This is a genomic window from Pseudomonas sp. Tof1, assembly GCF_055390395.1.
The window spans coordinates 5,970,662-5,985,793 of the sequence record NZ_AP024344.1 but is presented as its reverse complement, the minus strand read 5'-3'; the positions used below and the strand labels follow the sequence as shown (position 1 = coordinate 5,985,793).

Below are 15,132 nucleotides of genomic sequence, written 5' to 3'. Positions count from 1 at the left end.
CCTGTGATCATAACGCGTACACCCTATCGTATTTCGTTCTTCGGCGGTGGCACCGATTATCCAGGCTGGTTTCGTGAGCAAGGGGGCTCGGTCATCTCCACCTCCATCGACAAGTATTGCTACATCAGCTGTCGTCACCTGCCACCGTTCTTCGACCACAAGTACCGGATCGTCTACTCGACGATCGAAAACGTGATGGAGCCGGAAGAAATCAAGCACCCCGCAGTACGTGCCGTATTGCGGCACATGGAGTGCGACCGTGGCCTGGAGATACACCATGATGGCGACCTGCCGGCGCGTTCCGGGCTAGGTTCAAGCTCATCGTTCACCGTGGGCCTGCTGCATGCGTTGAAGGCGCTCGATGGGAAACAGGTGTGCCAGGACTCCCTGGCGAAACTGGCCATTCATGTCGAGCAGGATGTCATCAAGGAAAGTGTCGGCTCGCAGGATCAGATCGCAGCAGCCTATGGTGGTTTCAATCGCATCGATTTTCTGCGTGATGGCAACTTCAAGGTATCTCCTGTCATCCTGCCCGAGTCGCGGCTGCGCCACCTGCAAAATCACCTCATGCTGTTCTTCACCGGATTTTCCCGGATTGCTGCGGAAATCGCACAATCGAAAATCCAGAACATATCCGTACGTCATAGCGAACTGACGCAAATCATGCAGATGGTCGACGAGTCCTTGTCGATCCTTCAGTCCAACAGTTCGCTGGACGAGTTCGGTGAGCTGCTGCATGAGGGCTGGAAGCTGAAGAAGGGCCTGTCTGACCGGGTCAGCAACCCCGACCTGGATGCGATCTATGAAGCCGCCCGATCAGCCGGCGCGACCGGTGGGAAGTTGCTGGGTGCGGGTGGGGGCGGTTTCATGCTGTTTTTTGTCAAGCCAGAGCTGCAGTGGCGGGTTCGCGAACGCTTGAAGGCTCTGATTCATGTGCCTTTCCAGTTCGAGAGTTCCGGTAGCCGGGTCGTTCTTTATCAGCCTAACGGACTTTAAGCATGTCACAGCGTCTCTCAAGGCACTCGCGAATCTACATCGCGGGGCACCGTGGAATGATTGGCTCGGCATTTGTCCGGCATTTCACCGTAGCCGGTTTCACCGATCTGCTCCTGCGTGGGCACGACCAGTTGGAACTCACCGACAAGTCGGCAGTCGATGCGTTTTTCGCCGAGCAGCGTCCCGAGATCGTCATTCTCGCGGCGGGCAAGGTGGGAGGTATTGTCGATAACGTCAATTATCCGGCCGACTTCATTACCCGTAACCTGGAAATCCAGGCCAATGTCATCCAGAGCGCCCACCGCCATGGTGTGCGGCGACTCGTGTTCTTCGGCTCGTCCTGCATGTACCCGCGTGAGTGTCCGCAGCCCATGGCTGAGGACGCGCTGTTGAGTGGAAAGCCGGAGATGACCAGCATCGCCTATGCGATGGCCAAGCTGGCCGGGGTTCATATGTGCCTGGCGTACAACCGGCAGTATGGCGAGCAGCGTTTCATTCCCGTGATTCCGAACAGCGTATACGGCGAGAACGACAACTTCGATCCCCAGTCCGGGCATGTGCTTTCGGCGTTGATCAGCCGCTTTCATGCCGCTCACAAGGCGCAGCAACCGCTGACCACGTTGTGGGGTACCGGCACGCCGCGGCGCGAATTCCTGTGTGCCGATGACCTGGCCGCCGCCTGTCATGTGTTGCTGGAAGCGGATCTTTCGACCGTCGAGCTGCCGATCAATATCGGCTCGGGGCATGACCTGTCCATCCGGGAGTTGGCCCAACTGATCGCGACTGTCGTCGGCTACCGCGGCGAGATCGCCTGGGACACCCAGCGACCGGATGGCACTCTGCGCAAGTTGCTGGACAGCTCGCGCATCCTTGAACTGGGTTGGCAGCCGTCGATCTCCCTGGAGGCGGGCATCCGCCGAACCTATGCATCTTTTCTGGAGAGCAGCCATGCATGAACCTGAACCCGTGCTCGCCACTTACCTGGAAGAGAAGGCGCATTGGGTCTGGCGGGAGACCTTGAAGATCCACCGGCATACGCCGGAGACCCGGGTCGCCTCGTCGTTATCACCCATCGAGATTTTCGTGGTGCTCTACTACGGTGGTTTCCTGCGGCAGAATCCGGCCGATCCCCTCTGGCCAGGGCGTGACCGTTGCATCATCAGCAAGGGCCATGGTTCGTTGTGCATGTACCCGATTCTTGCCGACCTGGGCTATTTCCCCGCCGATGAGCTGGAGCGTGTGTGCCAGGAGGGCAGTTTCCTCGGCGGAATCCCCGACCCGGTGATTCCCGGCTATGAAACGGTCAATGGTTCTCTGGGGCACGGCGTCGGTGTCGGTGCCGGCATGGCCCTGGGCCTGAAACGGCGTGGCCGTGACCAGCAGGTCCATGTGGTCACCGGCGATGGTGAATTGCATGAGGGCTCGAACTGGGAGGCCTTCATGTTTGCTGCGCAGCATCAGTTGGATAACCTCACGGTGATTGTCGACAACAACCAGATCAGCATGCTCGGCCCCACCGACAGCATCGTTTCCCATCGTGACCTGCATGCCAAGTTCACCGCATTCGGCTGGCAGGTTCAGGTCGTGGAGGATGGCCATTCTCCGCAGGCCATTGCCGCTGCGCTGAGTGCCAGCCGAGCCTCCGGCGAGCCGCAACCCGGGCGATCATCGTCAATACCCGCAAGGGGCATCGGGTGCCGGGCCTGGAAAACGCGCCGTTGTCGCACATCACCCCGATTGCGCCGCAGTTGATTGATGAGTTGCTGGGAGTCGAATCATGAGTGACACGCTGCAGTCGATAAAGCCACGGGCGATGCGTGACACGCTGCTGGCGTCCATCGTCGAGGCCATGGAGGCCGATGACGACATTTTCTTTGCCACCGCCGACTTCGGTTCGCCGGTGCTCGACCAGATCCGCGAGCGTTATCCACAACGGTTCGTCAATGTCGGGATCGCCGAGCAGAACCTGATCAATGTCTCGGCGGGGCTGGCTCTCGAAGGGTTCAAGGTGTTCGCGTATGCGATTGCACCCTTCATCACCATGCGCTGCTTCGAGCAGATTCGCGTGAACCTGGCGCTGCTTTCCACCGTGCGGCCCATGAACGTGAACCTGATCGGGGTGGGGGCCGGCTACAGCTATGTGGTCTCCGGTCCGACTCATCAGTGTTACGAGGACCTCACACTGATGCGCAGTCTGCCGAACATGCAGGTGCTTTCGCCGGCCGACCAGGTGACGTCGGCCGCACTGGCCTCCCGCTGCCTGGAGCGTCCGGGGATCAAGTACCTGCGTCTGGATGCCCAGGTCCTGCCGGTGGTCTACACACAGGGCGCGCCGGATCTCGCACGTGGTTTCCAGGTTCATGGTGACGGTGACGCGCTTTGTCTGGTCTCCACCGGATACATGACACAGACCGCTCTCAAGGCCGCCGAACGCCTGGCGAGCGATGGGCTGCGCGTCACCGTGGTCGACCTGTTCGACCTCAGCGGTTTTGATGAGCAGGCGCTGATTACCCTGTTCGCCAGATTTCGTGGTGTCGTTTCACTGGAAGAGGGGTTCGAGGGGCGTGGTGGCCTGGACGCCCTGCTCTTCAATCTGCTGGCTCGGCGCCTGCCCGAAACTCGCCTGTTCAACGTGGGCGTGGCTCCCCAGTACCGGTTCGAGCTGGGTGAGCGGACCGCGCTGCACGAGCAGGTCGGTATCGGGGTCGATGCAGTGACCCACAAGGTCCGCGATTTTCACGCTTCACTCTCTCTTTGATTCCATGCCCAGTAGCAAGACGGAGCAATCTTCGATCATGAAATACCCCTTGATGCGCAACAACATCCTGCGTGAAGACCTGGATGCGGTCATCGAACATCTGCGACAGGATGATCCCAAGCTCACCCATGGCGAGCATGTGAAAGCCTTCGAGGCGGAGTGGTCGCAGTGGCTTGGGGTCAAGTACAGTGTTTTCGTCAACTCGGGGGCCTCGTCGAACCTGTTGACCATGGCCTTGCTGAAATTGCGCTATCCACAGGGCGGCGAGGTGATCGTGCCATCCCTGACCTGGGTATCGGATATCGCCAGCGTCCTGCAGAACGGTTTTACCCCGGTTTTCACCGATATCGATCCGCGTACCCTGTCCATGGACCCCAGGCAGATCCTCGACAAGCTGAGCGAGCATACCCGGGCGGTGTTCCTGACCCATGTCCAGGGCTTCGATGGCATCGATGACGAGGTGCTGGCGGAACTGGATCGCCGGGGTATTCCGCTGATCGAGGACGTGTGCGAGTCGCACGGTGCCGAACACGCCGGACGGCGCTTGGGCAGCATCGGCTGGGTGTCGAACTTCTCTTTCTACTATGCCCACCACATGAGCACTATCGAGGGCGGGATGATCTGCACCAATGACCCGCTCGTCTATCAGCAGGCCCGCATGCTGCGTTCCCATGGCATGGTGCGCGAGGCCAATGATCCGCAGACCCAGGCCGAGTACCGGGCTGCCAACCCCGAGCTCAATCCCGACTTCATCTTCGCGTTTCCCGCCTTCAACACCCGTAACACCGAGATCGGCGGAATTCTCGGGCGCAAGCAACTCAAGCGCCTGTCGGCCAACGTCGAGCGCCGCACGCAGAACCTGCATCGCTTCCTCAGCCAGATCGATCCGCGCAAGTACCGTACCGATTTCAAGTTGGAAGGTTCGAGCAACTACGCGTTCAACCTGGTCCTGCGCGAGCCCGATGACGAGTTGGTCGAGCGGCTCATGGTCCACATGCGCGAGGGCGGCATCGAGTTTCGCCGTGGCAGTGCCGGTGGCGGTAACCAGCTGCGCCAGCCATACCTGAAAGGGATCGTGCCGGACGGCTACTATCGCGAGTTCCCCGAGACCGAACACATCCATTTCTACGGCTTCTACATCGGCAACTTCCCGGATCTGCGTGATGAGGAAATCGATGAGTTGTGCCGCTATCTCAATGATGTCTAAGCCATGACGGTCCGTACCGCGATTATCCTCGCCGGGGGACTGGGTACCCGGCTGCGCAGCGTCGTCTCCAGCGTTCCCAAACCGATGGCACCGATCAATGGCCGGCCGTTTCTGGAGTACCTGCTCGATTACTGGATCGAGCAGGGCATCTCGCGCTTCATTCTGTCGGTGGGGTACCAGTGCACGGTCATCACCGAGCACTTTGGCGGGCGCTATCGTTCTGCCGAAGTGGAGTATGCGATCGAGCACGAGCGCCTGGGGACCGGCGGTGGCCTGTTGTTGGCGGCGGCGATGCTCAAGGATGAAGACGCGTTCGTGCTGCTCAACGGCGATACGTTCTTTGCCGTCGAGCTCGCGGCACTCGACCGTTTTGCCCGCAAGGCCGGTTCGGACTGGGCGCTGTCGCTGTTCCGGGCCGAGGAGGCGAACCGCTACATGGGCCTGGAACTGACCGATGAGCAGCGGATTCTCTCGCTGGCATCGCAGCGCGGGTTGCCGGGTTGTCTCGCCAACGGTGGCGTCTACTGGGTACGCCGGGACAGCCTGGCCAGTTCGCCGTTCGTGGCCGGCAACAGCGTGTCGCTGGAGGATGAGCTCTTGCCGACATTGTTGGCGCGCGGGGCCTGCCTGTCCGGGTTCGCCGCCGAGGGTTCGTTCATCGATATCGGCATTCCCCATGATTACCAGCGTGCCGGGCAGGTGCTGAACACGTCGGAGCTGCGCGGTTGATGCTCCCGGGGATGATGGCCGCCCAGGGTTGCCACGGCATTTACATTTCTTACTCACTCGAAAAAGGAAGCAGACGATGAGTCTCAATATTCTCGTGACCGGCGGAGCCGGCTATCTGGGGTCCACGCTGGTCCCCGCGCTGTTGGCGGCTGGGCACAAGGTCACGGTACTGGATAACTTTCTGTTCAAGCAGGCCAGCCTGAACCATGTATGCCACGACCCCAACTTCACGGTGGTGAGGGGCGATATTCGACTGGAGAGCGTCATGGCCCCCCTGTTGAGCAAGGCCGATGTGGTCATCCCCCTGGCCGCTCTGGTGGGGGCGCCGATCTGCAATGCGGACCCGGTGGGAGCCTCGAGTATCAACCACGACGCGATCAAGTTGATGCTGCGCCTGATGTCGCCGCAACAGCTCGTGCTCATGCCGACCACCAACAGCGCGTATGGCACCGGCGATGCCGACAACTTCTGCAACGAGGACTCCCCGTTGCGGCCGATTTCCCAGTACGCCAAGGAAAAGGTCGAGGTCGAAAAGCACCTGATGCAACGTGAGAACGCCATCAGCTTCCGCCTGGCAACCGTCTTCGGCATGTCGCCACGCATGCGCACGGACCTTCTGGTCAACGACTTCACCTATCGTGCGGTGTATGACCGATTCGTCGTGTTGTTCGAGAGTTCGTTCAAGCGTAACTACATCCATGTGCGGGATGTCGCGCGAGTCTTTCTGCATGGCCTGGAGAACTTCTCGTCGATGAAGGGCGAGGTCTATAACGTCGGCCTGTCGGACGCGAACATCTCCAAGCGCGAGCTGTGCGAGCGGATTCAGGCACATATTCCTGATTTCGTGTTTCTCGAAGCGCCCGTCGGCAAGGATCAGGACCAGCGCAACTACGTGGTTTCCAATGCCAAGGTGGAGGCAACCGGCTTTTGTCCCATCATGTCGCTGGATGACGGCATCCGTGACCTGATCAAGGGCTTCACCATGATCAAGAACTCTGTCTACGGTAACGTCTGACCCTGTCGCTCTCCCTGGTTGAATGAAAGGATCGTCATTTGCTCAAGAACCCTTCGCGGCAACACCTGGTACGCAATGTGATTCGCCATCGTTCCATGATCCAGGCGCTGGCGGTCCGCGATCTGCAGAACCGTTATGCGGGAACCCTGGGCGGGATGGTGTGGACCTTCATGCATCCGCTCGCTGTCGTGGTGGTGTTCTATTTCGTCTTCGCGGTGGGCTTTCGTGCCCAGGGGCCGGTAGGGACTCCCTTCGTCCTCTGGTTCGTCTGTGGTCTGGTGCCGTGGTTCTTCTTCAGTGAAGCGCTGCAGGCCATTACCCACTCGATCACCCGTAACGATCACCTGGTGAAGAAGACCGTCTTTCCGACGGAGGTCCTGCCGGTGGTCCACCTGGTGTCCGGGCTGGTCCCCCATGGGGTGTTCCTGCTGGTGTTGGCGGGCATGATGCTGTTCTATGACGTGACGTTCCTTTGGCAGCGCCTGCTGTTCGTCTACTTCCTGCTCTGCATGAGTGTCCTGCTGTTGGGGCTGGGCTGGTTGCTGGCGGCCTTGCAGGTGTTCTATCGGGATATCGGCCAGGCGCTGACGATCCTGCTCAATCTGTGGTTCTGGAGTACCCCGATCGTCTGGTCGCTGGAGATCATGCCTCCCGCCATCCGCGAGTGGGCGGTCTATAACCCGATCTACTACATCATCCAGGGCTATCGTGGGCTGTTGATCTTTCCAACGGTATCCTGGCCGCCGATGAGCCAGACACTGGTTTTCTGGGGTGTGAGCCTCAGCCTGTTTTTCCTTGGCTCAGCCATTTTTCGCCGGCTGAAGCCGGAATTCGCGGATGTTCTCTAAACGCCATGCCGAACGATATCGCCCTCTCCGTGACGGATGTCTCGAAGAAATTCAGGTTGTTCGCTTCACCCCGCGAGCGTCTTGTCGAGGCGCTGCATCCGTTGCGCAAGCAGTATCATCGGGAGTTCTGGGCACTGCGCGGGGTTTCCTTCGACGTGATGAAGGGGGAGATCATCGGCGTGCTCGGGCGCAACGGCTCGGGCAAGTCGACGCTGTTGCAGATCATTTGCGAGGTGATGCAGGCGACCACCGGCAGTGTCCAGGTCAATGGCAAGATCTCTGCCCTGCTGGAGCTGGGGGCGGGGTTCAACCCGGAGTTCAGTGGACGCGAGAACGTGATTCTCAATGGCGCCATCATGGGGTTTTCCCGGAGCGAGATGATCGCAAGGATGCCCGCCATCGAGGCTTTCGCCGAGATTGGCGAACACTTCGACCAGCCGGTGAAAACCTACTCGTCCGGGATGTTCGTCAGGGTCGCCTTTGCGGCGGCGATTCATGTCGAGCCGGAGATTCTGGTGGTTGACGAGGCCCTGAGTGTCGGCGATGCGAAGTTTCAGCATCGCTGTTTCCAGCGCATTCGCGAGTTTGTCGAGCAAGGCAAGACCATTCTGTTCGTGTCCCACAGTGTCGACACGATGCTGCGCTTGTGCAGGCGCGGGCTGGTGATCGACCACGGGAACCTGTGTTACGACGGTCCGATTGCGAGTGCGGTGAACGTGTACCAGAACCTGTTGTTCGGGACACAGGCAGTAGAACCGCCGACTGCCGGTGAGCTGGAATCGTCCCATGCCGAGCAGGCCCGGCTGCTGGGCAGCGGGCGTGCGGATGTCGTCGCTGGCCGGCCTTTCTACAACGACCATGAGACGCGTCTGGGCAGTGGCCAGGTGCAGGTCATCGATATCGAGATTCTCGCCGATGGGCGTTGCGATCCGCCCCGGATTCCTGCGAATCAGCCTGTGCAATTGCTGGTCAAGTTGCTGTTCCATGAAGCGCTGGAAGGGGTTTCGGTCGGCTTTGGCATCGTTTCGCTCGACGGTACCTATGTTTTTGGAACCAACCTGCACATGCAGGGCGCGCCGTTGCTGTCGGCGGGTGCCGGTGAGTGCCTGGTGATCAGGTTCGATTGGCAGGCCCGCCTGGTCGGCGGCGAGTATTTCCTGAATGTCGGCTGCTCGCAGATCACCGCCGAGTCCGACCGTTTCCTGGACGTGCGGCGTTCGGTGAGCCGGCTCACCTTTGCCGACACACCGGGCATTACCGGTTTTGTCGATTTGCAGGTCAAGCACGAAGTCTTGTCGTCGTCCGGCATGGAGGAGGCCCGCTCATGAGTTTGAAGCGACCTCTTGTTCTCGGTTATCCGAGAAGCGGTTTCACATTGTTGCTCAGTGTCATCGCGGAAATACGCCGCGTGACCGGGCTCAGCGATCCCGCACCGGGTGGCGCGTTCCTCCAGGCATTCTGTCAAACGGTGGGGGAGCAGGTCGCGCTGCGCATACAGGACGTTTTCGAGCGGCGGGGATTGGCCCAGGCGCTGATCTACAACAACAACTTCAGGTACCTGCCAGGAGGGCCGAAGTGGGTGAAGGGCGATGCCCCGCGGACCGCCTGTTTTCGCAAGTACATCGGCGTCAGGGGGCGGGGGATTTCACCCTGATCACTTCGCACCCGGTGGAGATCCTGTCCGTCTATGGAACGGCCCACTCCCATGTGGGGCCGGATATCTGGCCGACCCACCCGGCCTTCAGCGAGCACCAGCGCTTTGCATCCATGCGGCACCCTGCCGGAACTGTGTCGTCGGCCTGCTTTTCGTTCAATGCCCTGGCCAGCGAGTACATTCAGCGCTTCATTCCCCCGAACAGGATAACGACGAGCTGCGCCAGCGCATCGCCCTGTACAAACTCTCCGACCTGAATTTCTTCGAAGCCCTGGCTGGCCCGCTGCAAGCCTATCTGCGGGTTTTCGAGGACTACGCCAGCGCGTATCACATCATGCGCTGGGAGGATCTCATCCAGGCGCCGGTGCCGACCATCCTGGGGCTGGCCGAAGCCCAAGGGGTTTTCCTGGATGCGCAGCAGGCGGCCGAGATCTGGCAACGTATCGACCATGTCAACCTGACCGGTGCGCATCGGCACAACCTGCGGCGAGGGCAGGGAATCGTCGGTGGTTGGCGGAACTGGCTGACCAATACCCACCTGGATATCCTGCGTGACCACGGTCTGGAGCGCATGGGGCAACGTTACGGCTACGGCGTTTTCGAGGCGCTCGACGAGGGTGCCTACACACCGTTCCAGCGCGAGCTGGCAGGGTTGCTGGAGCGGCGCGAGATCTTTCGTGACTATGGCGACGAGGACCTGTTCGGCTTTGCGTTCAACAAGTCGAACCTGGATCTCGAGCGTTTTGCATTCAAGCGTTATGCGTGGAAAAGACATACTCAGATCGAGCGCTCGACCTGTTCGGACGATGAGCTGGTGGCGCAGGTCTCCGCTTGTGCCGAGGAGACTTGCGAGGTCATCAACGCCGCGCTGGCCTGCTGGCTCGACAACGGCCTGCCGCAGGCCGGTGTCAGCGAGCGGGTGGAACGGGTGATCCGTGCGCTCGAGCCGCTGCATCTCGAGACGCAGGTGCTCGATGGCTATCGTGAGCAACTGTTGGCGGCGGGAGACGCTCAGTGCGCGGCCGGGCCCTCGGCCGCCGCGGGCACGCCGGTGTTGCTCGAAAGTTTCGGAACCACAAACATCGTCGCCTATGCCGGTCGCTACTACGGTGTACCGCAGGCATTGGGCGCACTGGATTTCAGCAGCGATATCGGGCATTTGCCGGGTATCCAGGTCGACGAGCGACTGGCGGACCTGCTTGTACGGATTAGACATTCATGAACAACCTGCAATTTTGCGCGCCGCGGCTTGATGCGTTCCTGGAGCTGCTGGAACCGTCATGGTCGAACCAGGGCCTGGTCGTCCGGCTGATCGGAGACAATACCCTGGCCCGGGACCTGGCGGAGGCCGCGCAGGCCCGAGGGGTCGGGCTGTTGCGCGAGTTGCCCCGGGAGGATGAGGTAGCCGCTGGTGCGCAGTGGATCATCTTCACGGAAGAGGACGGTGCGCGCCTGGCAGACCAATTGCTGGCCTGTGTCGGTTTGAGCGACGTTTCACTGCTGGCCCCGATCACCGATCATCATTTCAGCCGCCGGCCGCTGTTCCTGGTTTCCATTCCCAAGTCGGGGACTCACCTGCTCTATGAGCTGGCACGGGCCCTGGGTTATCAGGAAGGCGTGGTGCTGCCGGAGTTTCCCAAGCCGCAAACCTGGTACTGCGTCGAATACAGCAACTCGCATACGGTAGCGGCCGATTTCTTTGTCGACAGCGTGCGGCGTTCCAGTTTCGGAAATCGCCATCATGCGTTCCTGTCTTCGCCGGCATTGTTCATGTACCGCCACCCGCTGGATATCCTGGTGTCCGAGGCCAACTACTATGAGCGTGAAGGCAAGACCACCTTTGCGGGCTGGCTGAGTGGTCTCGATGTGGCTGGGCGGATCAGCCGCCTGCTGGACGACAACTGGCTGCTGGGTTCCTTGCGGCAGCGCATTGGCGGTTTCCTGCCCTGGCTGGACTTTCCCAATGTCGCTTCGCTGTCCTTCGAGGAACTGATTGGTGCGGCCGGTGGCGGGCGGGAGGCGGATCAACTGCGCCTGATCTGGTCCATCCTGCTCAAGCTCCAGGCTCCGGGCTCGCCGGTGGCCATTGCCGCGAAGCTGTTCAACCGTGACTCCGCCACATTCCGTTCGGGGCAGATCGGTGGCTTCCGGCAGGCAATGGCTGCGGCGGATATCGCCCGTTTCGTCGAGCATAACCAGGACTTGCTGAGCACCCTGGGATACCCCCTCGACGGCAGCATCGATTTGCCGGCCAACCGGCGCGGACGCCAGGCTTCGCCACTGCGTTATGCGACCGAGACATTCGATGAGACACCCATCCTGCTGGAGGGCGATTTTTTCAGCTGCAATCTGGTGCGTTTCAGGAGGCGCCTGTACGCACTGCCTCTGCAGGTCGGGGCTGTTGACCTGCGTGCCTGCTCCGAAGCGCAACTGGCAGCCTTGCCTTCGGCAACGTCGATCGGCGAACTCAAGGCCCTGCTGCTGCTGGGGAGGAGTGCGGTCGAGGAGCGCCAGGTCGTCCTCCAGGAGGTATCCCGTCTCCTGGTTGGGCGCTCTGCCGAACCGGAGGAGGGCCTTCGCTGGTGACGACATATAACGGCTTCAATGTGTTCAGGATCCAGCAACGTTTCATAGGGCTACGCCAGGCGGCCGGTCCCATGGATCTTTCCGGCAGCTTGCAAACCCTGCTCAAGCGTTATCCGACCAGCGACCTGCTGATCGCCAGAACACTGGATGAACTGGCCGAGCATATCGATGGCTTGTCCATGGTGATGCGTGGGTATGACACCCGGAATGAGGGCGAATCTGACCTGCACGGACAATTACAGGATGCCAATCGCGAACTGGCGTACCAGTTGGAGCGGGCCAACGCACGTATAGACAGCATGGAACAGATGTTGCACCACTTGAGCCAGCCCTGGTGGCAGCGCCTGTGGAGTCGGATCACCAGCAAGCCAGGAGGGCAATCATGAATCAATTGGCAGTGGCCGTTCCCTGGAATCAGAGCCACTACATTCCCTGGCGTGGGTGCCACCCGTTGTATCGGGCGCTGTTCGAGTCGATGCCTGAGGGAGTGAGCATCAACGCCTGGGATAACGTTGCCTTGCGGCATCTGCTGGAGCGATCCGAGCCTTTGCGTCAGCGGCTGCTGGCGGCGCTGGCGAGTCAGTCCGGCAATCAGTGGCCGGAACCCTGCTCGAGTTGTTTCGGACCTGAAAACCGCCTGCTGACGCAGGCGTTGCCGGGCGCTATCGAATTCTTTCACTCCATTGCGTTTCCCAGCCTGACCCGGCCCTTTGTGCTGCATTGCGAGTCCTTGCGTGGCCTGTTTGCACCGTGGGCAACAGCGCAAGCCAGCATCGGCGAGCAGTTGCCGCGCATTCGCGAGCATTACCGTGCATTGCTGGGAGGCCCCTGGTGTCTGGGGGTTTTCTCGGCACAGGCGGATACCCTCGTGGCGCTGAACGATTTCCTTGGGTTGCCGCAGTTGCAGTCCCGGTTGTTCACGTCCTGCCTCGGTTTACCGGTCTCCGCGGTTCAGGCTCGTGGGCGGCTTCCCGATAAGCCGTCGCTTGCCCGTCCACGGTTCCTGTTCGTATCGGTCCCGGACCATGAGAGCGACTTTTTCAGCTGTGGTGGGCATCGTGTCCTGCGCTTCTGGAAGGCATTCTGCGCCGCTGGCCACAATGGCCTGCTCAGCATGGCCTGTGAGCGCCCTGACGCCCAGGCCCTGGTCGCCGCAGGCGTGGACCTGGCCTTTGTCGAGCAGCAGACCGGTCGCAGCATTCTGTGGGCCAGCCCTGCCCAGGCCGATGTCGAAGCCTTGATGGCGGGGTCGCATGTGCTGCTGCAACCGGCCGATGTGTTGTGTCCGTTCGAGATTCTCCAGGCCATGAGCCTGGGCTGCGTGCCCGTGGTTTCGGCGCTTCGCGGGGTTGGCACGTACTTGCAGGATGGCCAGGGCGGTCTGATCGTCGGTACCGAGCCCGAGATAACCGATCCCTGGCTGCTTCCGGTGCGCCAGGAGCATGAGCAAGCCTTGCTTGTCGATGAATTGCTGGCGCGTATTCCTGGCTTGCTGCAGCCGCAGACTTACCTGGCGTTGCAGGAGCAGGGCCATCGGAGAGCGGTGACGGAGTTCTCCGGGCAGGCGTTTGCCGGGACGTTCTGGGCACAGGTCCGTCAGCTTCACGTGGACAGTTCCACGCCTGCTCCCTCAGCGAACGGCCCGGGTGTGCCGCTCGTGGACGGGGGGCTGCTGGACATGACCGGTTTACGGCGGGCGTTCAGCCAGGATGCCCGCCCGCGGATGCGGATCAATACCGGAGAGCGCAGTGTCTGGTCCGTGGGTGGCTGTTTCGTGCTCGTGGAGGGCAACTCTTCCCTGCATGCCCACGATTGCTCGGTATTGGCTCAATACACCCGCCCTCAGGCGCGGCCCGCGATATGGGCCAACAGCCTGCTCGAACTGGCGGGAGCCTATCTGCCGCAGGAAGGAAGGGTGGATCAGCCCGAACCGTCGGCGCTGGTGAAACTGTTGTCGAGATGGCTGATGCCTTTTCCCTGGCTGCACAGCCAATGCTCGCAATGGCTGCGTCGCTGTCGTCGTGCGCGGCAGCCGCAAGCGAGCCGCACCCCGAGCCCGCCAGTGGGGGCGGCAGAGCAGCCACACCTGGTCGTGGAAGGTTTCCATGGCTACAACATCATCCGCTATGGAAAGCGTTTTTACGCCATCCTGCAAAGCGATGGGGCATTCGAGCCCAAGCATCTGGAGACTTCGCACTCCGGCCGCTACCACAGTGGCGTGGATTTGCAGGCTGTCGAGCAACTGGTCATTGCGAGCCTGGCGGGCGGCGTGGACAACGACACGCTTGCGAATCAATCGTCCGTGGCGCACAGGAGGTGAACATGACGCTATCTCATGCAAGGCCAGCGGTTCATCTCTGGGTCTATAACCATTCGTTCTACGGTATCAGTGACCAGGTCGATTTCCTGGTGATGGCGCTGCAGCAGCAGGGTTACCCGGTCAGTGTGGGCAAGCGTCCGAGCGACAGTCGCTTGAATATCGTCATCGAAAACTTCTCCGAGAGCACCCGGGACACGCTCATCGATTTCTGCGAGTCCCGTGGCAAGCGGGTGGCGGTCATCATGACCGAGCACCTCGACTTCGTGGACGACCAGATACTGATCCACGGCGACCCGCTCTGGAACAACAACGACTACATGCACCCGGCGGTGCAGGTGGCGCGCATCCAGCACCTGTTCGAGTGCCTGCCTCATATCTGCGCGTTCCTGATGCTGGGAGACTTGCCGGAATTGATCAACATGGACAAGTTGCTGCCCGGCGTCCCCGTGCGGGCCATCGGTTTCCCCTCGCTGCCGAAAGTCGCTCCCGATCCCGGCGACTCTGCGCAAAGCGATCTGTTGTTCACGGGGGCCGTCACCGAATACCGCGGGCGCATGCTCGACAGATTGCGTGGTGAGGGTTTCTCGATCGCGTGCCCGGAGCGTTTCGTTTCCCGTGGGCAACGCGATGCCCTGAACCGTTCGGCACGGCTGGTGCTCAATATCCCCCAGCGCCTGGATTGGCGCTGGTTGTCGCTGATGCGCATCATTGCCGCCCTCCGGGTGGGAAGGTGACCGTTTCGCTGGGCACGGCCGACACCTCGCAGATCGCCGCCTGCTGCCCTCAGATCAACCTGGAACACACCGATTGGCTCGACGTATTGCGTGGCCATGTCGAAGGCAAGGATGCCCTGTATGTGCGCATGCATGCGGAGTATGAAGCCATGGCGGCAAGGTTCATGCTGAAACACCCGTTTCCGCATGATCTTTTCGATTACTGGCAAATGATCGATCGCGTGCCTTATTCCGGAAATGGAGGTGAAAGATGGACGCAGAGTTATCCACAATGAGGCGTACCGT

Annotated in this window: 16 protein-coding genes; all 16 read left to right on the top strand. The window is 60.9% G+C overall.

The features are described from left to right. Window positions 1–3 precede the first annotated feature (3 nt). The 16 genes from ACZ5KU_RS26990 to ACZ5KU_RS26915 all read left to right on the top strand — a co-directional run bounded on the left by ACZ5KU_RS26990 (window position 4) and on the right by ACZ5KU_RS26915 (window position 15,122). Window positions 4–996, top strand: a complete 993-nt coding sequence (locus tag ACZ5KU_RS26990; protein WP_054060609.1) for a GHMP family kinase ATP-binding protein — start codon at window positions 4–6, stop codon at window positions 994–996. Window positions 997–998: 2 nt separating this feature from the next. After that, window positions 999–1,952 carry a GDP-L-fucose synthase family protein gene (locus tag ACZ5KU_RS26985; RefSeq protein WP_464736492.1) on the top strand — a complete coding sequence of 318 codons (954 nt, stop codon included), beginning with the start codon at window positions 999–1,001 and terminating at the stop codon, window positions 1,950–1,952. Then, a complete protein-coding gene (locus ACZ5KU_RS26980; protein ID WP_464736491.1) occupies window positions 1,945–2,748 on the top strand; it encodes a transketolase in 804 nt (267 codons plus the stop codon). The genes ACZ5KU_RS26985 and ACZ5KU_RS26980 overlap by 8 nt, the downstream gene beginning before the upstream one ends. Before the next feature lie 25 nt (window positions 2,749–2,773). Continuing rightward, window positions 2,774–3,754, top strand: a complete 981-nt coding sequence (locus ACZ5KU_RS26975; protein WP_054060612.1) for a transketolase family protein — start codon at window positions 2,774–2,776, stop codon at window positions 3,752–3,754. A gap of 37 nt (window positions 3,755–3,791) precedes the next feature. Next, window positions 3,792–4,961, top strand: a complete 1,170-nt coding sequence (locus ACZ5KU_RS26970) for a DegT/DnrJ/EryC1/StrS family aminotransferase (protein ID WP_204375752.1) — start codon at window positions 3,792–3,794, stop codon at window positions 4,959–4,961. A 3-nt stretch (window positions 4,962–4,964) separates the two neighbouring features. Next, window positions 4,965–5,690, top strand: a complete 726-nt coding sequence (locus ACZ5KU_RS26965; RefSeq protein ID WP_054060614.1) for a sugar phosphate nucleotidyltransferase — start codon at window positions 4,965–4,967, stop codon at window positions 5,688–5,690. Between the two features lie 76 nt (window positions 5,691–5,766). Further along, window positions 5,767–6,705: an NAD-dependent epimerase/dehydratase family protein gene (locus tag ACZ5KU_RS26960; RefSeq protein WP_054060615.1), complete on the top strand. Its 939-nt coding sequence runs from the start codon at window positions 5,767–5,769 to the stop codon at window positions 6,703–6,705. Window positions 6,706–6,743: 38 nt separating this feature from the next. Next, complete coding sequence (locus tag ACZ5KU_RS26955) at window positions 6,744–7,553, top strand: ABC transporter permease (RefSeq protein WP_054060616.1); 810 nt, start codon at window positions 6,744–6,746, stop codon at window positions 7,551–7,553. A gap of 5 nt (window positions 7,554–7,558) precedes the next feature. Continuing rightward, window positions 7,559–8,881 (top strand): ABC transporter ATP-binding protein, encoded by a 1,323-nt coding sequence (locus ACZ5KU_RS26950; RefSeq protein ID WP_054060617.1) that lies wholly within the window; start codon window positions 7,559–7,561, stop codon window positions 8,879–8,881. Beyond that, window positions 8,878–9,207, top strand: a complete 330-nt coding sequence (locus ACZ5KU_RS26945; protein WP_464736490.1) for a hypothetical protein — start codon at window positions 8,878–8,880, stop codon at window positions 9,205–9,207. The genes ACZ5KU_RS26950 and ACZ5KU_RS26945 overlap by 4 nt, the downstream gene beginning before the upstream one ends. 334 nt (window positions 9,208–9,541) lie before the next feature. Continuing rightward, on the top strand, window positions 9,542–10,429 hold the full coding sequence (locus tag ACZ5KU_RS26940) for a hypothetical protein (protein WP_464736489.1): 888 nt from the start codon (window positions 9,542–9,544) through the stop codon (window positions 10,427–10,429). Then, window positions 10,426–11,793 carry a sulfotransferase family protein gene (locus ACZ5KU_RS26935; RefSeq protein ID WP_464736488.1) on the top strand — a complete coding sequence of 456 codons (1,368 nt, stop codon included), beginning with the start codon at window positions 10,426–10,428 and terminating at the stop codon, window positions 11,791–11,793. The genes ACZ5KU_RS26940 and ACZ5KU_RS26935 overlap by 4 nt, the downstream gene beginning before the upstream one ends. 71 nt (window positions 11,794–11,864) lie before the next feature. Continuing rightward, window positions 11,865–12,179, top strand: coding sequence for a hypothetical protein (locus tag ACZ5KU_RS26930; protein ID WP_464736487.1), 315 nt, complete (start codon window positions 11,865–11,867; stop codon window positions 12,177–12,179). Further along, window positions 12,176–14,113, top strand: a complete 1,938-nt coding sequence (locus tag ACZ5KU_RS26925; protein ID WP_464736486.1) for a glycosyltransferase — start codon at window positions 12,176–12,178, stop codon at window positions 14,111–14,113. Before ACZ5KU_RS26930 ends, ACZ5KU_RS26925 begins: the two co-directional genes overlap by 4 nt. A gap of 2 nt (window positions 14,114–14,115) precedes the next feature. Then, window positions 14,116–14,847, top strand: coding sequence for a hypothetical protein (locus ACZ5KU_RS26920; RefSeq protein WP_464736485.1), 732 nt, complete (start codon window positions 14,116–14,118; stop codon window positions 14,845–14,847). Then, on the top strand, window positions 14,844–15,122 hold the full coding sequence (locus tag ACZ5KU_RS26915; protein WP_464736484.1) for a hypothetical protein: 279 nt from the start codon (window positions 14,844–14,846) through the stop codon (window positions 15,120–15,122). The genes ACZ5KU_RS26920 and ACZ5KU_RS26915 overlap by 4 nt, the downstream gene beginning before the upstream one ends. The last annotated feature ends 10 nt before the right edge of the window (window positions 15,123–15,132 follow it).